Source organism: Chromobacterium sp. CCUG 30098 (genome assembly GCF_059916605.1).
The window spans coordinates 15,491-35,528 of record NZ_JAUCGS010000014.1 but is presented as its reverse complement, the minus strand read 5'-3'; the positions used below and the strand labels follow the sequence as shown (position 1 = coordinate 35,528).

The 20,038-nt window shown below is 65.7% G+C and carries 17 protein-coding genes, 1 tRNA gene and 1 pseudogene; 15 read left to right on the top strand and 4 right to left on the bottom strand.

Going from position 1 to position 20,038, the window contains the following annotated elements:
* Window positions 1–31 precede the first annotated feature (31 nt).
* Window positions 32–108, top strand: a tRNA-Met gene (locus QUG03_RS21535).
* Window positions 109–256: 148 nt separating this feature from the next.
* The gene (locus tag QUG03_RS21530) at window positions 257–1,078 is read left to right on the top strand and encodes a substrate-binding periplasmic protein (protein ID WP_500820957.1); all 822 of its coding nucleotides are present in this window, start codon (window positions 257–259) and stop codon (window positions 1,076–1,078) included.
* 16 nt (window positions 1,079–1,094) lie between these two features.
* Here the strand turns inward: QUG03_RS21530 and recC are convergent, their stop codons facing one another.
* Entirely contained in the window at window positions 1,095–4,304 is a 3,210-nt protein-coding gene (gene recC, locus QUG03_RS21525) for an exodeoxyribonuclease V subunit gamma (protein ID WP_500820956.1), read from the bottom strand.
* Window positions 4,305–4,516: 212 nt separating this feature from the next.
* Here recC and QUG03_RS21520 point away from each other — a divergent pair, with 212 nt between their 5' ends.
* The 10 genes from QUG03_RS21520 (at window position 4,517) to QUG03_RS21475 (ending at window position 12,476) form a co-directional block, all read left to right on the top strand.
* Window positions 4,517–4,948, top strand: coding sequence for a type IV pilin protein (locus tag QUG03_RS21520; protein ID WP_107797982.1), 432 nt, complete (start codon window positions 4,517–4,519; stop codon window positions 4,946–4,948).
* The gene (locus tag QUG03_RS21515; protein WP_500820955.1) at window positions 4,945–5,445 is read left to right on the top strand and encodes a prepilin-type N-terminal cleavage/methylation domain-containing protein; all 501 of its coding nucleotides are present in this window, start codon (window positions 4,945–4,947) and stop codon (window positions 5,443–5,445) included. The genes QUG03_RS21520 and QUG03_RS21515 overlap by 4 nt, the downstream gene beginning before the upstream one ends.
* A complete protein-coding gene (locus tag QUG03_RS21510; RefSeq protein WP_107797980.1) occupies window positions 5,435–5,824 on the top strand; it encodes a hypothetical protein in 390 nt (129 codons plus the stop codon). The genes QUG03_RS21515 and QUG03_RS21510 overlap by 11 nt, the downstream gene beginning before the upstream one ends.
* Window positions 5,817–6,512: a hypothetical protein gene (locus QUG03_RS21505; protein WP_488877523.1), complete on the top strand. Its 696-nt coding sequence runs from the start codon at window positions 5,817–5,819 to the stop codon at window positions 6,510–6,512. The genes QUG03_RS21510 and QUG03_RS21505 overlap by 8 nt, the downstream gene beginning before the upstream one ends.
* Entirely contained in the window at window positions 6,509–8,512 is a 2,004-nt protein-coding gene (locus QUG03_RS21500) for a hypothetical protein (protein ID WP_500820954.1), read from the top strand. Before QUG03_RS21505 ends, QUG03_RS21500 begins: the two co-directional genes overlap by 4 nt.
* An 81-nt stretch (window positions 8,513–8,593) precedes the next feature.
* A complete protein-coding gene (locus QUG03_RS21495; protein WP_500820953.1) occupies window positions 8,594–8,980 on the top strand; it encodes a SirB2 family protein in 387 nt (128 codons plus the stop codon).
* Window positions 8,981–9,065: 85 nt separating this feature from the next.
* Complete coding sequence (gene ubiU / locus QUG03_RS21490; protein ID WP_107797976.1) at window positions 9,066–10,082, top strand: ubiquinone anaerobic biosynthesis protein UbiU; 1,017 nt, start codon at window positions 9,066–9,068, stop codon at window positions 10,080–10,082.
* A 26-nt stretch (window positions 10,083–10,108) separates the two neighbouring features.
* Window positions 10,109–11,038 carry a U32 family peptidase gene (locus QUG03_RS21485; RefSeq protein ID WP_500820952.1) on the top strand — a complete coding sequence of 310 codons (930 nt, stop codon included), beginning with the start codon at window positions 10,109–10,111 and terminating at the stop codon, window positions 11,036–11,038.
* Window positions 11,025–11,453, top strand: a complete 429-nt coding sequence (gene ubiT / locus QUG03_RS21480) for a ubiquinone anaerobic biosynthesis accessory factor UbiT (RefSeq protein ID WP_500820951.1) — start codon at window positions 11,025–11,027, stop codon at window positions 11,451–11,453. The genes QUG03_RS21485 and ubiT overlap by 14 nt, the downstream gene beginning before the upstream one ends.
* Window positions 11,454–11,702: 249 nt before the next feature.
* Window positions 11,703–12,476: a GGDEF domain-containing protein gene (locus tag QUG03_RS21475; protein WP_107797973.1), complete on the top strand. Its 774-nt coding sequence runs from the start codon at window positions 11,703–11,705 to the stop codon at window positions 12,474–12,476.
* Window position 12,477: 1 nt separating this feature from the next.
* Here the strand turns inward: QUG03_RS21475 and QUG03_RS21470 are convergent, their stop codons facing one another.
* Together QUG03_RS21470 and QUG03_RS21465 are read right to left on the bottom strand one after the other, a co-directional pair.
* Window positions 12,478–13,770, bottom strand: a complete 1,293-nt coding sequence (locus QUG03_RS21470) for an NAD(P)/FAD-dependent oxidoreductase (protein WP_227106630.1) — start codon at window positions 13,768–13,770, stop codon at window positions 12,478–12,480.
* Window positions 13,771–13,943: 173 nt separating this feature from the next.
* The gene (locus QUG03_RS21465; protein WP_048413744.1) at window positions 13,944–14,909 is read right to left on the bottom strand and encodes a LysR family transcriptional regulator; all 966 of its coding nucleotides are present in this window, start codon (window positions 14,907–14,909) and stop codon (window positions 13,944–13,946) included.
* A 451-nt stretch (window positions 14,910–15,360) separates the two neighbouring features.
* On the opposite strand from QUG03_RS21465, the pseudogene QUG03_RS21460 reads away from it, so the two are divergent.
* The 3 genes and pseudogenes from QUG03_RS21460 to QUG03_RS21450 all read left to right on the top strand — a co-directional run bounded on the left by QUG03_RS21460 (window position 15,361) and on the right by QUG03_RS21450 (window position 19,206).
* A pseudogene (locus QUG03_RS21460) lies at window positions 15,361–17,439 on the top strand (ribonucleoside triphosphate reductase).
* Window positions 17,420–18,127, top strand: coding sequence for an anaerobic ribonucleoside-triphosphate reductase activating protein (locus QUG03_RS21455; RefSeq protein WP_500820950.1), 708 nt, complete (start codon window positions 17,420–17,422; stop codon window positions 18,125–18,127). Before QUG03_RS21460 ends, QUG03_RS21455 begins: the two are co-directional and overlap by 20 nt.
* A 278-nt stretch (window positions 18,128–18,405) precedes the next feature.
* Window positions 18,406–19,206, top strand: a complete 801-nt coding sequence (locus tag QUG03_RS21450; RefSeq protein ID WP_500820949.1) for a helix-turn-helix transcriptional regulator — start codon at window positions 18,406–18,408, stop codon at window positions 19,204–19,206.
* A 10-nt stretch (window positions 19,207–19,216) separates the two neighbouring features.
* Here QUG03_RS21450 and QUG03_RS21445 read toward each other — a convergent pair whose 3' ends face one another.
* Window positions 19,217–19,888 carry an acyl-homoserine-lactone synthase gene (locus QUG03_RS21445; RefSeq protein WP_235084755.1) on the bottom strand — a complete coding sequence of 224 codons (672 nt, stop codon included), beginning with the start codon at window positions 19,886–19,888 and terminating at the stop codon, window positions 19,217–19,219.
* Window positions 19,889–20,038 lie beyond the last annotated feature (150 nt).

Genomic DNA, 20,038 nt, shown 5'->3' with positions numbered 1-20,038 from the left:
TTGCGAAGAGTTGTTTTCGACAAGTCTTCACGGCGAATTAGCTCAGTCGGTTAGAGCGACGGAATCATAATCCGCAGGTCCGGGGTTCGAGTCCCTGATTCGCCACCAAAATGAAAAGGGTCAGCGCAAGCTGACCCTTTTCGCATTCCCGCCGCCTTCGGCCCCTTCCCGTTTATCCACATATCCGCACGGCTACGCGAAGTTATCCCCAGCCTCCGCCCGGCTATAGTAAAGCATCCCCCGCCGGAGCCTCGCCATGCGCCGACTTTTCCGCCTCGCCGTCCACGGCCTGGCCTCTGCCGCGGCGCTATGCGCCGGACCGGTCCCGGCCGCGCCTCAGCCGGCCGTCAGCGCCTGCGTCCGGGAATTAAGCGTCGGCTGGGACAGTTGGCCGCCTTACCACTATCTATCCGCGCGCCAGCAACTGGACGGCTACGCCGTCGCCGTGCTCAACGAAGCCGCGCGCCGGACCGGCTGCCGGCTCCACTACCAGCAAATGCCCTGGCCGCGGACCTTGCTGAGCCTGAAAAACGGTCTGGTGGACGTGGCGATGGAGGCGCTGAAAACACCGGAGCGCGAGTCCTTCTCCCACTTCGTCTGGGCCTACAGCCCCACCACCGTGCGCTTGTGGAGCTTGCGCGGCCGCGCGGCGCAATGGCCGACGCACCGGCTGGAAGATTTGGGCAAACACGGCAAGCTCATCCTGGGCGTCACCCGCGGCGACAGCTACGGGGCCAGCCTGGACGCCTGGCTGAAACTCCCGCCGCCAAGCGTCGCCGTGGACATCGGGCCGACGCTGGACATCAATATCCAAAAGCTGCGAGCCAGGCGGCTGGACCTGTTGCTGGCCAACAGCGCCACCCTGCGCGCGGCGCTGCAGGCCGAACCGACGGGAGCGGAGATCGTGCCGCTCGCGCCGGTCTGGAATATCGGCGGCGCGTATTTCATCTTCAGCAAAAGCAGCGTGCCGCAGCCGGTGGCGGACGCTTTCCGGCAGGCCCTGACCGGCATGCGGCGCGACGGCTCGATCCAGACGCTGTATCAGCGCTACTTCGAAGCGCCGTATCCGGAGGAATGAGCCGGCGCCGGCCGCCTCACTCCGCGCCGCCGCCCTGCAGCCGCTCCGCCAGCGGCGACAGCAGGGTTTCCGCCAGCTGCGCGAACAGAGGATCGTCCAGGGGCTGTTGATTGCGGAAGGCCAGCGCGATCGCCGCCTCGTCCTTTTGCGCCATGCCGCCTTCGCGGACAAAGCCGGGGTCCCATTTTTCCAGCGCTTTCCGCATCGCCTTGTCGCGCCGCTCCGGCTCCGCCGCCAAAGCTTCGGCATACGCCCAGCTGGTGCGGCCGAACCAGGGCAAGGCTTGATCCTGGCCCTGACGCCAGCGCGCCAGCCACGGCTCCAGCAAGGCCAAGGCCTCCGGCTCGTCCTCCAGCAGCAGGCTGCCCGTGTCGTCGTAGCAGGCGGTGCGGCAGACCACGCCCGGCGGCCGCGCCGCGCACAGAATCAGATGGCTCAGCCACAGGGCCACGCGCTGGGCGGCGTTGATCTTGCCGACGACGAAATCCAGCTGGCCTTCGGGGCGCAGCCCGGTGAGCTCGCCCACCAGGGTGAGGCCGGCCGCATGCAGATGGACCGGCTGCGGCGGCAGAACGTCCCGGCTCAGCGCGGCCGGCAGCCGCGCCGCCAGCTTGACGCTGGAACGCGCCTCCTCCACCAGCCAGGCCCGGCCCAGCGCGGCCGGCGGCAGCAGACCGGCGGCGGCGACGCGCTCGCGCACCGGCGCTTGCGGACGGCGATGCAACATGGCGTCCACCAACTGCCTACGCACCACCTGGCTGGCGTCGCCGTCCACGGCGAAAGGCTCACGCACCGGCAGCTCCTCGTCGCCGCCGAACAAACGGATGGCGAGCCGGTCCGCCAGCCAGGCGCGCACCGGATTGCGCCAGAAACGGATGAAGTCGTGCAGATTGACCACGCCGCTGAGCGCCGCCGGCGGCAAGGCTTCGGCGAACGGCCGCGGCGCGGCCTCCGGCTGCGACAGGGCGGCGGCGAAAGTGGGCTCGAAGCTGGCCAGCCGCGGGTCCGCGCCGTCGTAGGCGGCGGGCGAGAACGGCTGCAGCGGGTGGCGCACCGTCAGCGCCCGGCCAAGATCCTGGCCGCACATGGCGGAGAAGCAATCCAGCAATTCGGCGATCAGCGGCGAGGGCGGCAGGGTTTCGCCGCTGCGGGCGGACTGGCCCACATAGGACAGATAGAGCTTTTCCCGCGCGGAGAGAATGGCCTCCAGGAAGAGGTAGCGGTCGTCGAAACGGCGCGAGCGGTCGCCGCGGCGCGGATGGCGCGCCACCAGGTCGAAGCTGACCGGGCGTTCGTCGCGCGGATAAGCGCCGTCGTTCATGCCGATCAGGCACAACACGCGGAAGGGAATGGAGCGCATCGGCACCATCGCGCAGAAGGTGACGCCGCCGGACAGAAAGCCCAGCGGCGAGGCCAGGGTCAGTTTGCGTTTGAGCCAATCCCGCACCGCCGGCAGGCCCACCTCTTGCTCGAAGCCGGCCAGCTCGGCGTCCTCCGCCAGTTCCGCCAACGCGGCGCGCAATACCTCCAGCGCTTTCTCGTCGTCGGCGTCCGCGTCGAACAGCCGCTCGCAAGCCTGTTGCAAGCGCTCCGCCCACCGAGCCGGAGCGGCCGGACGCGCCCACTCCTCCGCCACGCGCTCCAGTTCGCGATAGCAGGCGGAAAAGCGCCCCAGCGCTTCCGCCAACTGGCCCTGAGCGCTGCTGTGCGGCAGCAGGCCGGCGTACAGGCCGCTGTCGTCGCCGGCCAAGGCCGGCGGCAGCACCGCGCCCAGCAACAGCCGGTCCAGGCCCCAGCGCCAGGTGAACAGCGGATCCGCCGGCAAACCCAGCGCCGCCTTGTGCGCGGCGTTCCGTCCCCAGCGGATGCCGGCCTCGCGCACCCATTGCTGCACAAAGGGCACGTCGGCGTCGTCCAGGCCGAAGCGGCGCAACAAGGCCGGCGCGTCCAGCAAGGCCAGCACCTGATCGGCGGCGAAGCGGGAGTCGGCCAGGTCCAGCAAGGCCGCGTAGCTGGCCAGCAGCGGTTCTTCGCGCGCGATGCGGCGGTCGGCGATGCTGTAGGGAATGTCCGGCGCCGCGTCCTCCTGCGGACGAGCGCCGAACACCGCGTCGATATAAGGCGCGTAGCTGTTGATGTCCGGGGTCAGCACGGCCACGTCGGCGGGATTGAGGCCGGGGTCCTCGCGGAACATCGTCAGCAAGCGGTCTTTCAATACTTCCAGTTCGCGCATCGGCCCGTGGGCGGCGTGGATCTGCACCGAATCATCGTCCGCCGCCAGCGGACGCGGCGCGTCCTTGGGATCGTTCAATTGCAGGATGTCGCGCTGCAAGCGCGCCAGCAGCGCGTCGCCGCGGGGAATGTCGAATAGGGGCCGCGCGTCCAGCTCGCTGTCTTCGGCGATCAGTTCGAAGAAATCGCGGCCCTGCTTGCCCAGCGAGGCCAACAAGGGATGGCCCTCGGTGGCGAACAAATCCCCCTTCTGCTGCAGCTTGAGCTTGCGGCGGGCGTCGACGATGTCGCCCCAGTAAGCTTCGCAGGGATTGAGGGTGAACAGGCAGACGTCGGTAAGCTGGGACAGGCGCTTGACCAGGGCCAGATACATCGGCGCCAAGCTGGCGATGCCGAACAGCGTCACCCGCTCCGGCAGATGCTCGGCCCTGAGTTCGGCGAAGAACTCGTCCAGCATGCGCACGCGGTGGCGGCTGGGATCGCTGTCGGCCAGCCGCCGCCACAAGGCGGCCTGCCAGGCCTCGTCGTCGCCCAGGCCCAGCAACTGGCCGGCCTCCCAGGCGCGGATCCAATCCGGCCGGAACACCAGATATTGGTCGAAGATGTCGGCCACCTTGCCGGCCAGCTCGAAACAGGCGGCCTCGCCGCCCTCCAGATAGCGCGACAAAGCGAGAAAAGGCTCGCCCTCCAGCGTGGGCAGCAGCTCCATCAGCCGCCAGCTCAGCACTTCCGGCGCGAACGAGGATTTGCGCGGCAGATCCGGCATCACCCGCTGCATCAGCCGCCAGGCGAAGGCGGCCGGCAGCACGAAGTCCAGATTGGCGGCCACGCCGTTGCTGCGGGCCAGGTCCAGCGTGATCCAGCGCCCCATGCCGCGGCTCTGCACGATCACGGTTTCCGGCGCGAACGAGTCGGACAGCGGCAGGCTCTGGCTCATGCCGCAAAACAGCTGACCCAATTGCTCCAAGCGGTTGGACTGGTAAAGAAGCAGCATGCGGGGATAGGCGGTAGGTGAAATCAGCCCAAGTGTAGCATCCGCGGCCCGGATCGGCCGCATGCGCCGCGCGCGGCAGATTATGCCGCTAGGCGGCGCTCAGACGGCGGCTTGCTTCTCGCCAAGATATTTACAAAGCATATTGATGCCAATCAATACCAATGTGAGTCCAATAACGCTAAAATATGACGTTTATTTAGCAAGGCGATGTCGTGAGCGCATCCGTCCGGCCGCAAGGCCATTCCGGCTTCACCCTGATCGAGATGATGGTGGTGGCCGCCATCGTCGGCATCCTGCTCTTGGTGGCGGTGCCGTCTTATCAGCGCCATGTGCAGGCGGCCAAGGCCAATACCGCCAAGAGCGATCTGATGGCCCTGAGCCTGGCGCTGGAAAACCACAAACTGCTGCACCTGGCCTATCCCGCCTCCAGCGCGGACAACGCCAGCGCCATCCGCGCCGCTTTGGGCAATAACAGCTGGCAGCCGGCGCAAGCGGAATTCAGCTACCGCTACCAGCCGCAGGGCGCGTCCTTCCTGCTCACCGCCAGCGGCGTCAGCTCTCAGTTGTCCGGCTGCGTGCTGAAGCTCGACGGCGCGGATCAAAGCGCCAACACCAGCAGCGCCGACTGCCGGACCCAATGGTGACCCCGCCCCGCCGCCAGCGCGGCCTGACCCTGATGGAGCTGTGCGCGACGCTGGCGCTGATCGGCCTGTTGGCGCTGCTCAGCGTGCCGCTGGCGCAAGGCTGGAGCGACGCCCACAAACTGGCGCTGGGCCGCAGCCAACTGGCGCGGGCCTACGCCCAAACCCAGGCCGCGGCGCTGAGCAATCCGCTGGCGGCCGCGCCGGACCAGCCCGCCGCGGTGCTGATGTCCAGCGCTGAAGGCCAGCTGTGCGTCTTCGCCGGCGCGCCGGCCAGCGGCAGCCAGGGCGAGCGTTGCCACGGCGCGGCGCTGTGGCGCGCCGCCGCGCCGCGCCCGGTGAGCTTGGGAAAAAGCTGCCTGGCGACCCCGGCCGCGCAATGCCTGGCCCTGAACAACCAGGGCCAGCCGCTGGCGGCGCAGGCGGCCGGCGTCGCCTGCGGCACGCGGCCGGCCTACTGCATCCGCGGCACGCAGCAGGAGCTCAGCGGTGATTTGTAAAACGCAAAGCGGCCTCAGCCTGCTGGAAAGCCTGATCGCCATGTTGCTGCTGATGCTGACCGGCCTCGGCATTGTTTTCGTCAACGCGCGCAGCCTGGGCAGTCAACAGCAGCTGCAACAGCACGCGCTGGCCCTGAGCAAGGCGCGGGAACAACTGCAACAGGGCGGCCTGCCCTGCGACAGCGCCAACGACTGGCCGCTGGCCAGCGGCGTCAGCGCCACCGCGCGGCTGAGCTGCAGTTCCGCGCCCGCGGTGACCCTGCGCGGACAGCCGCAGAACGGCGGCGCGGACATCAGCGCCAAGGCCGCGCTGAGCGGCCGGACCTTGCAGCTGCGGGACGCGGCCTCCTCCACCCTCAGTCTGAGCAATCATGAATAAGCGCGCCGCCGGCTTCAGTCTGCTGGAGCTCTTGATCGGCATGCTGCTGGCGCTGATCACCACGCTGGCGATGCTGACCCTCTACCGCCAGACCGCGCGCAGCGTGTTCGATCCGGACCAGGGCAGCGCCAAGCTGGCGCAGCGGGACGGCCAATTGATGGCGGCGCTGCTCAGCGTGCAGCAGCAGGCGCAGGAAGCCGGTTTCGGCGCCGCCGGCGGCCGCGAACAAAACCTGCAACTGCTGTCGATAAGCGATTTGAGCGTCGACGCCGACGGCGCCGTCTCCGCGCTTAGCGCCGCGCCGGCGGCTTCCGGTGCCGCCAACGCGGCGGTCTGGCGTTACCGTCCGCAATTGGACGCCGGCGCTTACGCCTGCCGCGGCGTGGCCAGCGTGGACGGCGCCGGCCAGAGCAGCGTGTTGTACCAGTTGCAGGCGGACGACTGCGCGGCCATCGCCGACGCGCTGACCCAGCCCTCGCAATGGCGGGCGCGGGCGCTGACCGGCCCGCTGCCGCCGCGGCACAAGCTCGGCATGGCCTTGCGGCTGGAACAAGCCTGCTGGCCCTACGCCGTCGCCGCGGCGGCGAGCCAGACCTTTCCGCAGCTGCTGCTCAACTACGACAACACCCTGCAAGGCGAGAGCCGCAGCTTCGCCAGCTGTCTGACCAATCTGGCGGCCCCCGCATGAAGGCCCGTTCCCTCCCGCCGCGCCGGCAGCGCGGCGTCGCCGCGGTGCTGATGGTGCTGCTCACCGGCATGGCCCTGACCGCGCTGGCGCTGGGCGGCATGCATCATCTGCGTGGCCAGCAGGAACTGACCCGCTCGCTGCGCGGCAATAGCGAGGCGCAATGGCGCGCCTGGACCGGCGCGGAACTGGCGCGGCAATACCTGTCGGCGCTGACACCGGCGCAAATCAAGGCGCTGGAGCTGGACGGCGCGGCGCTGAGTCTGGAGCGCGCCAGCTTGCCGCCGGAAAGCCAGGCGCTGGCCGACGCCCTCCAGATCAAGCTGCTGCCGGCGCCGCGCGCCGCCGGCGCCGTGATCGAGGACGACAAGGTCGCCGCCTGGATCATCGCCCGCAGCGGCGACGCCACGGTGACGCTGGAGGTGGTCTACCAATTGAACGGCGCGCCGACGCCGCCGGCCGCCAACGCCGCGGCGCAAATCCGCGGCGGCCTGTCCACCAGCGGCAATATTGTGGTCACCGGCGCCAAGGACGCGCTCTTGCAAGTGGAAGGCGCGGTGGACACCAGCGGCAGCCTGAGCGGCGTCAGCGCGATCCAGGCCACCGGCGACATCCTGTTCCAGGGCAATCCGGCCCGCGGCGACGGCCAGGCCCCGCTCAGCCTGTGGAGCAACGGCGACATCCGCGTCAACAGCGGCCAGTTCCTGACGCTGAAAGCGCGCGGCAACATCGTCATGGGCAGCGGCAGCGACGTGGAGACCGCCGCCGCCAACGGCTCGGTCAGCAGCAGCGGCGAACGAGTGGGCCGGCTGTCCGCCATCGGCGACGTGACCCTGGCCGGCAACGTCGCCGTTTCCGCGCAATTGCTGAGCCAGGGCGATGTGCGCACCAGCAGCAGCAACCGGCTGAACGCCTTGCGCGCCCAGGGCCTGCTGGACAGCCGCGGCAACGCCAATATCGACGACGGCCTCATCGGCGGCGCCTTCACCCACAACGGCGCGCAGATCTTCGACGCCGCCGGCCAAGCGCGCCAGCCGCCGCCGAACACCGTGCGGGTGCGCCATCAGGCCGGGCTGAAAGTGCCGCTGGAGCCGGTGCCGGAGTTCCGCCTGGGCGCGACCCGCGTCAACGCCAACGATTACCGCGACGCCGCCAACCTCATCGTCTACTGGGATGCGGCGGACCGTTCCGCCGACGCGCTGCAGCGCATCCGCGTCCGGCTGCAACATGTGGCCGGCGTGCCGGACGGCGCGGTCTACCGGCTGGGCCGGCAGCGGGCCGACGACTGGCAGCGCAACGATCTGTGCCCGGCCTTGCAAGCCGACGGCAGGCGCTGCGCCCCGGTGGCCGGTCAGCCGGCCTTGCGGCTGTGCGAGAGCGACGCGGAGAGCTGCTTGTCCGGCAGCACCGCGCAGCAATGGCTGCTGCGCCTCAAGCCGCCGCAAGGCATGCTGCCCGGCGTGGCGCTGTTCGAAGGCAATCTGTCGCTATACGGCCGGCTGGACAACGCCATTCTCGCCACCGGCCACATCGAAACCAGCAGCAATGTGGAACTGTGGAGCCTGCGCCAGGCCGGCGCGGCGCGCGTGTGCCGCAGCCCGGACTTCCCGGACGTCTATCCGCTGAACCACTGCGCCGCGGACCGGAACTCGCTGCGCGAATCCCCGCTGCTCGGCATCGCCCTGCTGGCCGGCGGCTACGACGCCGCCCAGGCCTTCGGCGGCGGCAAGATCCGGCTGGGCGCCAGCAACCGCATCCACGGCGCGGTGCTGGCCGGCGACACCCTGGACACCGCCGGCAGCACCCATATCTTCGGCCCGGTCAGCGCGGGGCTGCAAAGCCGCCCGCCCGGCGCGCCGCCGCCCTCCCGGCCGCTGAACAGCCTGGGCGCGGAAACCGTGATCGACATCAGCGGTCAGAACGGATTGCCGGGCGAAGGCGGCGGCGGCACGCCGAACCCGCAAACGGGCGCGGCCCGGGTATTATGGGCGCGCTATCGTTAAGCGCCGTCTAAGAGCCTGTTTACGATCCGCCATGCCTTGCCAGAGCGTAAACCCGTTCTCACTCCTCAACTTTGGACGCCTATGTACCCTTATCTGATCGTCAAACACGCCCATATGGGCTTCGCCTATCTATCGATCCTGCTGTTCGCCGTGCGCGGCGGCCTGATGCTGGGCGGCAAGCAACACATCCTGGCGCTGAAACCGGTGCGCATCCTGCCCCACGTCGTCGACACCCTGCTGCTGGTCTGTGCCATCGCCCTGGTGGTCATGGGCGGCTGGCCCATTCTGCAAAGCCCCTGGCTGCTGGCCAAGATCGTCGGCCTGGTGCTGTACGTGGCGCTGGGCACCATCGCGCTGCGCCGCGGCAAAACCCCGCAAACCCGCTTGATCGCCTTCCTCTGCGCGCTGGCGACGGTGTTCTACATTGTGCTGGTGGCCAAGACCAAGCTGGTCTTCCCTTTCTTCTAGGCCCTCCGCCTGCGCTTGACCCAGAACAAGGCCCCGCGACGCGGGGCTTGTTATCGTCGGCGGGTTTTGAACCGGACCGACCAAGATGGCTCTGCACACATTCCTGCCCGAGCTGGTCTGCCCCGCCGGCAGCCTGCCGGCGCTCAAGGCCGCGGTGGACAACGGCGCCGACACCGTTTACCTGGGCCTTAAAAACCAGACCAACGCCCGCAACTTCGCCGGGCTGAATTTCGACGACGCCAGCGCGCGCGAAGGCATCGCCTACGCGCACCGCCACGGCCGCAAAGTGCTGATGGCGATCAACACCTTCGCCCAGGGCGGCGACTCCAGCCGCTGGCGCGCGGCGGTGGACCAGGGCGCGGCGCTGGGCGCCGACGCGCTGATCCTGGCCGACCTGGGCCTGATGGCCTACGCCGCCGAGCGCCATCCGCAGCTGCGCCTGCACATGTCGGTGCAAAGCTCGGCCACCAATTACGAAGCCATCAATCTGGCGCGCGACATGTTCGGCATCCGCCGCGCGGTGCTGCCGCGGGTGCTGACCCTGGACCAGGTGCGCCATGTGATCGAGCACACCGACGTCGAGATCGAAGTCTTCGGCTTCGGCAGCCTGTGCGTGATGGTGGAAGGCCGATGCCAGCTGTCCAGCTACGCCACCGGCGAATCGCCCAACACCCACGGCGTGTGCTCGCCGGCCAAATTCGTGCGCTGGGAACCGGGCGAGCGGCGCATGAACGCCCGCCTCAACCACATCCTGATCGACAGCTACCGCGACGACGAACCCGCCGGCTACCCGACGCTGTGCAAGGGCCGCTTCCAGGTGCGCGACGAAACCTATTACGCGCTGGAAGAACCCACCAGCCTCAATGTGCTGGACATGCTGCCGCAAATCATCGCCAGCGGCGTGGCCGCGATCAAGGTGGAAGGCCGCCAGCGCAGCCCGGCCTACGTGGCCCAGGTGACGCGCGCGCTGCGCGAAGCGCTGGACGCCGCCGCCCGCGACGGCGCGCGCTTCCAGCCGCGCCCGGCCTGGCACCAGGCGCTGAACAAAGTGTCGGAAGGGCAGCAGCAGACGCTGGGCGCCTACAACCGGCCGTGGAAATGAGCGCCGCCCCCGATGGAAAACCGCCAATGACAAGCCTTAATCTGCAATTGACGCTGGGCCCGGTGCTGTTCTTCTGGCCGCGCGACACCCTGCTGGACTTCTACGCCGCCGCCGCCGACTGGCCGCTGGACCGGATCTACCTGGGCGAGGTGGTGTGCTCCCGCCGCCAGCAAATGCGGCCGCAAGACTGGATTTCGCTGGCGCGCGATCTGGCCGCCGCCGGCAAGCGCGTCACGCTCAGCTGCCAGGCGCTGCTGGAGAGCGAATCCGATCTGCGCCGCGCGCGCCAGTTGGCCGCCAACGGCGATATCGCGCTGGAAGCCAACGACCTGGGCGCGATCAAGCTGGCGCGGGAACACGGCCTGCCCTTCGTCGCCGGCCCGCATCTGAACATCTACAACGCCGACACCCTGAAGCTGATCCGCGACTGGGGCGCCGAACGCTGGGTGCCCCCGGTGGAAATGGACCGCGCCACGCTGGCCGAGCTCTTGGCGCGCTACGCCGAGATCGGCGCCCCCATCGCCACCGAGCTGTTCGCCTGGGGCAAGCTGCCCCTGACCCTGTCCGCGCGCTGCTTCACCGCCCGCCATTACAATCTGAGCAAGGACGATTGCCAGTTCCGCTGCCTGGAACACCCGGACGGCCTCGCCATGCGCACCCAGGACCAGCAGGACTTCCTCACCCTCAACGGCATCCAGACCCTGTCCGCCGGCTGCCACAGCCTGCTGCCGCATTTGCGCGAGCTGGCCGCCATCGGCGTCGACGCCGTGCGCCTCAGTCCGCAGTCCCGCGCTACCGGCGATATCGTCGCCCTGTTCCGCCAAGCGCTGGACGGCGCCGACCCGGCGGCGCTGCAAGCCGCCAGCGGCCGGCACGCCGACGCCGAACTGGTGGACGGCTATTGGCGCGGCCAGGCCGGCAACCAAGCCATAGGAGCCCCCCATGCGCATTCCTGATCTCGCCCTGCCCGCCGCCGCGCTGCTGTCCCGGCTGCCCGCCGCGCCGCCGGCCTGGCTGCTGGTCGCCAGCCTCAATCAATTGGCGCGGCGCGGCGTGCTGCCGGCCGACATGGCGCTGCTGGCCGGCCGCCGCTTCGCCATCCGCGTGCTGGACGCCGGCCTGACCCTGCGCTTCCGCGCCGATGAACAAGGCTTCCACCGCGACCGGGACGACGGCGCCGCCGATTTGCAGCTCTCCGCCACGCTGGCCGACTTCGCCCGGATGATGCTGCGTGAGGAAGACCCGGACACGCTGTTTTTCCACCGCAAGCTGCTGATTGAAGGCGACACCGAGCTGGGCCTCATCGTCAAGAATCTGCTGGACAGCGTGGACTGGAGCGCCACGCCGCTGGCGCGCTTCATGGCCGTGTAATCCCCTATTCAAGCTTTCGCGGCCGGGGACGAGGCAAGGGCGCGGATGGCGCGCAAGCCTTTCCAAGGCGTTTTCAAGGCCCTTTTCCATCCATCCCGCCGGCGCGCGGCGGACTTTGACGCGCTGCTTGGAGCGCCTCGTCGGCGCTCGCCCCTTGTGGCTAAGCCAAGTTTGGGCTAATCCGAAAAGAATCAACGCAATCAAGCCGCCTCCCGGCGGCCTGCACTCATCGGAAACGGCCCAAGCCCCATGAAGCCACGCCTGTTCAGCCTGCGGCAGATCTTGTTCGACTTGGCCATCCTGCTCATGGCCAATCTGCTGCTGCTCTGGCTGGCCCAGCGCTACCAACTGCTGTCCGCGCTGGGGACGGGGCCCGGCGACGGCAATGCGCAAACCATGGCGCTGGCGTTGCTGCTATGCGTGAACCTGGCCGTGTCGCTGGCGCTGTTCGCCTACCGCCGGGCCCGCGAATCCCACGCCATGCTGCAAGAGCTCAACACCATCGCCGGCCAGGACGCGGTCACCGGCCTGGCCAACCGCCGCCAGGCCAACACCATACTGGAGCGCGAAACCGAGCGCTCCTACCGTACCCGGCGGCCGTTTTCGGTGCTGCTGCTGGACATCGACCACTTCAAGGACGTCAACGACAACTACGGCCATCTGGCCGGCGACCAGGTGCTGGCCGCTTTTGGCCAGCTGCTGCAAAAACGCGCGCGCCAGCTGGACACGGTGGCGCGCTGGGGCGGCGACGAATTCCTGGTGATTTGCCCTGAGACCGAGCAAAGCGGCGCGCTGGCGCTGGCCGACGACATCCGCCAGCGGCTGGCTCAGACCGAGCTGCCGGCGGTGAAACGCCTGAGCGCCAGCATAGGCGTGGCCACCCAGACCGTGGACGATATGCCGGAAACCTTGCTGCACCGCGCCGACATGTATCTGTACGCAGCCAAGAACGCGGGCCGCAACCGGGCGGTGGGCGAAGCCGGCAGCGCCAGCCGCGAACGCCGCCTCGCCCCCGACGAATAACTCACAGCCCCAGACGGTCCCGGAGCCCGTACCACCACGCCCCCATGCTCAGCATCGGCACGCGGAGCGCGCGTCCGCCGGGGAAGGGATAGTGCGGCAGACCGGCGAATTGATCGAAGCGCCGGCTGTCGCCGTGGATGGCTTCCGCCAGCAAGCGACCGGCCAAATGGGTATACGTGACGCCGTGGCCGCTGCAACCCTGAGAGTAATAGACATTGTCGCCGATGCGCCCGGCCTGCGGCAGCCGCGACAGGGTCAGCGAGAAATTGCCGGTCCAGCCGAACTCGATCTTGTAATCCGCCAACTGCGGAAAGGTTTTCAGCATCTTGGGGCGGATCAGCCGCTCCACCTCGCCCGGATCGCGCGCGCCGTACACGGTGCCGCCGCCGTACAACAGCCGGTGGTCGGCGGTCAGCCGGTAATAATCCAGCAGGAAGTTGCAATCCTCGACGCAGTGATCGCCCGGCAGCAAGCTCTTGGCCAGCGCCTCCGGCAAACGCTCGGTGGTCACCACCTGAGTGCCGCAGGGCAGGCTCTTCTCCGCCAGCGCCGGCAGCAACTCGCCCAGATAAGCGTTGCCGGCCACCACCAGGAAGCGGCAACTGACCTCGCCGCCGGCGGTCTCCACCCGCACCCGGCCGCCCGGATGAATCTTCAAGACCGCCGACTGCTCGAAAATCCGCCCGCCCAGCGACTCCAGCGCCGCCGCCTCGCCCAAGACCAGGTTCAACGGATGGATATGTCCGCCCCAATTGTCCAGCAAGGCGCCGGCGTACTGGTCCGACGCCACGATGCCGCGCATGCCCTCTCGATCCACCAGTTGCAGGCCGGTATGGCCGTAGCGCTCCCACAGCCGCTTCTTGGCCGCCAGCTCGTCCAGCTGCTTCTGAGTGAAGGCGGCGAACACATTGCCGGTTTTCAGATCGCATTGAATGCCGTATTGCGCGATGCGCTCGCGGATGATGCGGCCGCCTTCGAAAGCCATCGCGCCCAGCGCCTCGGCCGCCGCCCTGCCGTGCCGCCGCTCGATCACGTCCATGTCGCGGCTATAGCTGTTGACGATCTGCCCGCCGTTGCGGCCCGACGCGCCCCAGCCCACCCGCGCCGCCTCCAGCACCGCCACCTGATAACCGCGCTCCGCCAGATGCAGCGCCGCGGACACCCCGGTATAGCCGGCGCCGATCACACAGACGTCCACCTGCTCCGCCCCTTGCAAAGATGGACGCTCCGGCGACGGATGGGCGGATGCGGCGTAATAAGAGCTTGTGTGTTCCAGTCTGGCCGGCGCGTTCATGGCTGTCTCCTTGGCGAAGCGAACGCGGAGCGTCCGTTCATGATTGGTATAAAAATACAATACACGCGCTCATTATATTTAACAACACCTGGGAGAAAGGATGGGTCGCGGCGACAAAAAGACATGAAAAAAGCCAGCGCAAGCGCTGGCTTCGGGTTCAGACGGAGACGGGATCAGATCGCGTTTTTCTGGGCCGCCTTGCGCTTGGCGCTCAAATCCAGGCCCGGCAGGTCCGCCATGATGTCCGGATGGTCGGCCAACTTCTCCACCACGAAATCAACGAAGACCCGGGTACGCGGCGCGATGTGGTCGCGATGCGGGAAACAGATGTAGATAGAACGCTCCAGCGACACCATATCGGTCAGCACCGGCTCCAGTTCGCCGGAGCGGATCAGATGCACCACCTCATGGCCCGGCAACTGGGCCACGCCCATGCCCAGCCGCGCCAGCTCGGCCACCGCCTCCATCTCGTTCAGCGTATACGTGCCGTTGACCTCCAGCGGAATCCGCTCGCCCTTGCGGTCGAACTCCCACTTGAACAGACGGCCGGACGTGGGGAACTGGAAGTTGATGCAATCGTGGTTGCTCAACTCCTCCGGCGCGCTCGGGCGGCCGTGCAAATCCCAGTAGCCGGGCGAAGCCACCACATAGAGCGGCATCTGCGCCAGATTGCGCGCCACCATGCGGCTGTCCGGCATCATGCCGGAACGCACGCCCACATCGTAGCCGTCCTCGATCAGATCGCTGAAATGATCGTCCAGGCCGAAGAAGACCCGCACCTTGGGATAGCGCTCGCAGAACTCGCCCATGATGGGCAGGATGAAACGCCGGCCAAAGGAGTTCGGCATGCTGACCCGCAGATGGCCGGCCGGCTCGTCGCGGCTGGCTTTCAACTGATTGATCGCCGAATCCAGATTGTTCACCGGCCCGCGGCACTGGGCGTAGAAACGGCGCCCGTCCTCGGTCAGCGTCAATTGGCGCGTGGTGCGGTTGAACAGGCGAACCTCCAGTTCCTGCTCCAGCCGGGCGATGCTCTGGCTGATAGCGGCCGGCGATACGCCCAGCTTGCGCGCGGCGTCGGAGAAACTGCCGTTTTCCGCCGTGGTCATGAAGACCATCAATGCTTTTAAGGTGTCCATAATCAGGGATGTTCCAGGCTCGGCATCGCCTACCCTTCACGCCCGGACGGACGCCCTGGATTTGACAATGCTGATAACATTATTAAGTAGTATCTCTTTAAAAAGGGTACACCATACCCTTTGATGATTAAAGAAGAACTTGCAAATTGTTGTGAATGCATCTTCATGGACAAATCCACGCCAGGAACAGAACCGACCGCAGCTTCCCCACTGCACCGCTCGCGGAGCGCACTTTGTCATATAGTTTTACAGCTTAGTTGAAAATACATTGCCCTATTTTCTATGCAATCCAAGTATGCACCTGATTCGGTCTGAATGCCATGAGTTTGTTGCAACAGACTCAATGAAACAGCATCAAGTTGGCAACAATATGCCGCAGCCCCGCCCACGTCGCCCTTGAGCGCCACAGCCGGCCCCAATCCAGCATAAGTCATGCGCTGTCGCAAACAACATGACATTGCGCTCCCAATGGCCAGGTTTTCGCCCCGGAATCCAGCCTCCGCCGTCGTCAAAAGCGCCTCGCTTGATCCGCGTCAAGTTATCGCCACCTCAGCCACACAGCGCACAAAACACAATTTATAGTGGCGCTCATTCGACAACTTCACTAGATATAGAAATGAGCACAGCCTCCGCGCCCACCGCCATGGTGGATGCCATCTCCGCGATCGACGAATATCTGGACCGGGCCGACTGGCGGGTCAACGCCAACGCCAATCAGGGCTACAGCCTGGGCGGCCTGATTCTCAACATCGCCGGCAAACTCACCGCCAATTACTGGCTGGAGCGGGTGCTGGCGCCGGAAGCCGCCCTCGCCCACCGCCAAGGCGATCTGCACATCCACGATCTGGACATGCTGTCCGGCTACTGCGCCGGCTGGTCGCTGCGCACCCTGTTGCAAAATGGCTTCAACGGCATTCCCGGCAAGGTGGAATCCGCTCCGCCGCGTCACTTGTCCTCCGCCTGCGGCCAGATCGTCAACTTCCTCGGCACCTTGCAAAACGAGTGGGCCGGCGCCCAGGCCTTCAGCTCCTTCGACACCTATCTGGCCCCCTTCGTCAAAAAAGACGGGCTGAGCTACGCGGACGTGCGCCAGTGCGTCCAGGAACTGATCTACAACCTCAACGTGCCCAGCCGCTGGGGCACCCAGACCCCGTTCACCAATCTGACCTTCGACTGGACCTGCCCGGACGACATCGCCGAGCAGATTCCAGTGATAGGCGGCGAGGAAATGAGCTTCCGCTACGGCGATTGCGCGCGCGAAATGGCGATGATCAACCGCGCCTACATCGAAGTGATGCTGGCCGGCGACGCCAAGGGCCGCTCCTTCACCTTCCCGATTCCCACCTACAACATCACCCGCGACTTCGACTGGCACGGCGAAAACACCGATCTCTTGTTCGAGATGACCGCCAAATACGGTCTGCCCTATTTCCAGAACTTCGTGAACTCCGACCTGGAGCCGCAGATGGTGCGCAGTATGTGCTGCCGGCTGCAATTGGACTTGCGGGAACTGCTCAAGCGCGGCAACGGCCTGTTCGGCAGCGCCGAACAAACCGGCTCCGTCGGCGTGATCACCGTCAATTGCGCGCGTCTGGGCCACCGCTTCGCCGGCGACTACGCCGCGCTGCTGGCCGAAACCGACCGCTTGCTGGAATTGTCCCGCGACGCGCTGGAGAAAAAACGCGGCGAAGTGCAAGCGCGGATAGACGACGGCCTCTACCCCTACACCCGTCACTTCCTGGGCTCGCTGCGCAATCATTTCAGCACCATAGGCGTCAACGGCATCAATGAAATGATCCGCAACTTCAGCGGCGACCGCATCGACATCACCAGCGAGGAAGGCCACCAACTGGCCTGCGACTACCTGGATCACATCCGCCAGCGCATGGTGGAGTTCCAGGAAAGCACCGGCCACCTGTACAACCTGGAAGCCACCCCGGCGGAAGGCACCACCTACCGCTTCGCCAAGGAAGACCGCAAACGCTACCCCGGCATCCTGCAGGCCGGCAGCGACGCCCATCCTTATTACACCAACTCCAGCCAACTGCCGGTGGGCTTCACCGACGACCCCTTCGAGGCCCTGCAGCGCCAGGAACAGCTGCAGCGCAAATACACCGGCGGCACCGTGCTGCACCTTTATATGACCGAGGCGGTCAGCAGCGCCGACGCCTGCCGCGAACTGGTGCGCCGCTCGCTATCCCGCTTCCGCCTGCCCTATATCACGATCACCCCGACCTTCTCGATCTGCCCCAAGCACGGCTATCTGTCCGGTCACCACGAATTCTGCCCGCGCTGCGACGCGGAACTGCTGGCGCGCCAGCCTTCATAAGCCCTTAAGAAAGGAAAGCTCATGACTCCCCCCACCCGCATCCCCGGCCAAGACGCCGCCCCGCTCAACAACGAACAGCGCACCCGCTGCGAAGTCTGGACCCGCGTAATGGGTTATCACCGCCCGGTGCAGTCTTTCAATATCGGCAAACGCGGAGAATTCGACGAACGGGTCTGCTTCAGTGAACACGCCGTCCGCTGACCCCGCAGCAGCCCGCATCGGCGGGCTGACGCCGTTCTCCAGCTGCGACTGGCCGGGCAAACTGTGCGCCGTGGTCTTTCTCGCCGGCTGCCCCTGGCGCTGCGGCTATTGCCACAATCCCCACCTGCTGCGGCGCCAAAACGGCGAAACCCGCTGGCCGGACACCCTGCGCTGGCTGCAAAGCCGGGTCGGCCTGCTCGACGGCGTGGTGTTCTCCGGCGGCGAACCGCTGCAGGAGCCGGCGCTGCCGGCGCTGCTGGAACAGACCCGAGCGCTGGGCTTCGCCACCGGCCTGCATACCGGCGGCGCGTATCCGCAGCGCTTGCGGCGGGTACTGCCGTTGCTGGATTGGGTCGGCCTGGACATCAAGACCGATTTCAGCGCCTATCCGGCGCTGACCGGCTTGCCCCGCAGCGGCGAGCAGACCGAGGCCTCGCTGCACTGTTTGTTGCAAAATAACAGCAATTTTGAATGTCGCAGCAGCATACATCCGTACTGGCACAATGAGATCCAACTGACCGCGCTGGCGCGGCGGCTGGCGGCGCTGGGCGTCGCCGACTATCACTGGCAGCAACTGCGTCCCCCGCCCTCCTTCGCCCTGCCCCCGGCCCCGGCCGGCTGGCCCGCGCCGCAACTGATAGAAGAGATCGCGCCTTTGTTCCAGCGCTTCAGTTATCGGGAACACTGACAGAAGGTCCAGTTTTCCAAGCTTGTCCCAGCGTCTTCCTTATGACGCCCCAACTTCCCGCCTAGTTTGTCCCCCGCCAAATAGCACCAAATAAGTCATTGATCAATATAATTATTTCTACTTACGGATTTTTGGACAGGCAATTTGTTATAATGTCGGCGACGAATGCAACAGTCGCTGTTCTTAGCACCAGAACAAGGAGTTAGCGCTTCCCATGCCTTTTGCATGTGGGCTACTATCCAGCAGCGTAAAACCACAAGATCAAGAAAGATTTGCTCATGGTCATCTCAAATTCCGCGATAGCACGGCCGCTGCCCAGCGGCTTGTCCGCGAGTCAGCAATGGACGTTGCTGGAATGGATTCACCTTGCAGGACAAATCGAAACCGAAGCCGAGCTCAGGGCTTTCCTTGACGTCATCATCAGCCAGGCGCCTTCCGAGCACATTGTTCTGGCTTTGGGTCGAGTCAACCAACAACAGCAGATCCAACGCTTGGAACGCGTGGTGAACGTTAGTTATCCGGTTGAGTGGACCGAGCAATACATGAAGGAAAACTACTCCCAATGCGACCCCATTCTGCGCATTCACTTGGGTCAGGGCCCGGTCTCGTGGAACGACAGGTTTAGCCGCGCAAAGGGCAAGGATGAGAAGAAATTCATTGCCGAGGCCTCGTCCGTCGGCTTAGGCGATGGTTTGAGTTTTAGCGCGGTGTCGCAACGCAACAACCTCGGCTGCATTTTCTCGCTGAGCGGCAGCGAAACGATTAATGACAGCAATCTGGTGGCCATGCTGGATTGCCTGACTCCGCACTTGCATCAGGCCGCGGTTCGCGTAGCGAATTTACCGCCGGCAACTCCCAGCTCCATGCCCCTGTCCCAGCGGGAATACGATATTTTCCACTGGATGAGCCGCGGCAAGGCCAACTGGGAGATCGCCACCATTCTGGATATCAGCGAACGTACGGTGAAGTTCCACGTCGCCAACGTCATCCGCAAGCTGAACGCCAACAATCGCACCCACGCCATTGTGCTTGGCATGCATCTTTTGCCGCCTCCTGGTCTTGTCGTCAGCGGCCCTTAGCTTAATCGTGTCAAATTAGATGCGGCATTGAGGCGTGCTGCGCTTCAAATTCCCGCCAAGCGCGAGCCAATTCCCTTGGCGCCTCAATGCCCTTCCGCAGCCCCAGGATGAACTCGGGCTCCGCCTGAGACCAGTCCACATAGCCGGCCATGGAAAGCACCCCGCCATCCAGATGCATGGGTACGCCCACCGGCACCACGGGGAAGCCCATCCGGACAATATGTCGGTAAAAAACCGGCTCAACCACGAAATACATGCGTTCGATGCCTCGCGGCAACGACCATTCCAATAGGCTCAGATAGAGCAAGCGCCCAACTTCCTTCATTTGCTGCGGCGAAATGCGTTTGTCTACCGCAAAGCGAGTGATCTCCGCTGTTCTCGCGCCTTTCAGGATTTTCTCGCCCGAGGCCAATAATCGGGAAAATTCTCTCTCTATCATAAAAGGGTGCGTGCCATGGGTCAGACGCACCGACCCTAATACCCCATGCATGTCTTGGACGGCGAGATTGTCGGAAAAATCATCATACTCGTCACGGTCCAGGCCATCGGCGCTTGGCGCCACCCAGTGCAGCTGTTCGCGAAAAACATGATGACGGAATTTCAACAAGTCCGTCTCCCGATCCATTCCATTCACTCTGCTGATCAGCGTATTGCCTAGCTTGATAGGAAAAAAACGCGCCATAACTATCTCCTAATCCGTTTTTCTAACCGCAGAGGCAATGTAAGTGCTGGTTTCCACAGAGAAATCTGACCGAATGGCCAGGAAATGGAGTTGAAAGATGTGCTAGCCGTTTTTGGCGCGGCCCTTTAGTGCCCTCGATGAAAAAAAGCC

Coding starts and splice junctions, on each gene's coding strand:
- QUG03_RS21530 (WP_500820957.1), top strand. CDS start 257: ATGCGCCGACTTTTCCGCCTCGCCGTCCACGGCCTGGCCTCTGCCGCG.
- recC (WP_500820956.1), bottom strand. CDS start 4,304: ATGCTGCTTCTTTACCAGTCCAACCGCTTGGAGCAATTGGGTCAGCTG.
- QUG03_RS21505 (WP_488877523.1), top strand. CDS start 5,817: ATGAATAAGCGCGCCGCCGGCTTCAGTCTGCTGGAGCTCTTGATCGGC.
- QUG03_RS21500 (WP_500820954.1), top strand. CDS start 6,509: ATGAAGGCCCGTTCCCTCCCGCCGCGCCGGCAGCGCGGCGTCGCCGCG.
- QUG03_RS21495 (WP_500820953.1), top strand. CDS start 8,594: ATGTACCCTTATCTGATCGTCAAACACGCCCATATGGGCTTCGCCTAT.
- ubiU (WP_107797976.1), top strand. CDS start 9,066: ATGGCTCTGCACACATTCCTGCCCGAGCTGGTCTGCCCCGCCGGCAGC.
- QUG03_RS21485 (WP_500820952.1), top strand. CDS start 10,109: ATGACAAGCCTTAATCTGCAATTGACGCTGGGCCCGGTGCTGTTCTTC.
- ubiT (WP_500820951.1), top strand. CDS start 11,025: ATGCGCATTCCTGATCTCGCCCTGCCCGCCGCCGCGCTGCTGTCCCGG.
- QUG03_RS21475 (WP_107797973.1), top strand. CDS start 11,703: ATGAAGCCACGCCTGTTCAGCCTGCGGCAGATCTTGTTCGACTTGGCC.
- QUG03_RS21470 (WP_227106630.1), bottom strand. CDS start 13,770: ATGAACGCGCCGGCCAGACTGGAACACACAAGCTCTTATTACGCCGCA.
- QUG03_RS21465 (WP_048413744.1), bottom strand. CDS start 14,909: ATGGACACCTTAAAAGCATTGATGGTCTTCATGACCACGGCGGAAAAC.
- QUG03_RS21450 (WP_500820949.1), top strand. CDS start 18,406: ATGGTCATCTCAAATTCCGCGATAGCACGGCCGCTGCCCAGCGGCTTG.
- QUG03_RS21445 (WP_235084755.1), bottom strand. CDS start 19,888: ATGGCGCGTTTTTTTCCTATCAAGCTAGGCAATACGCTGATCAGCAGA.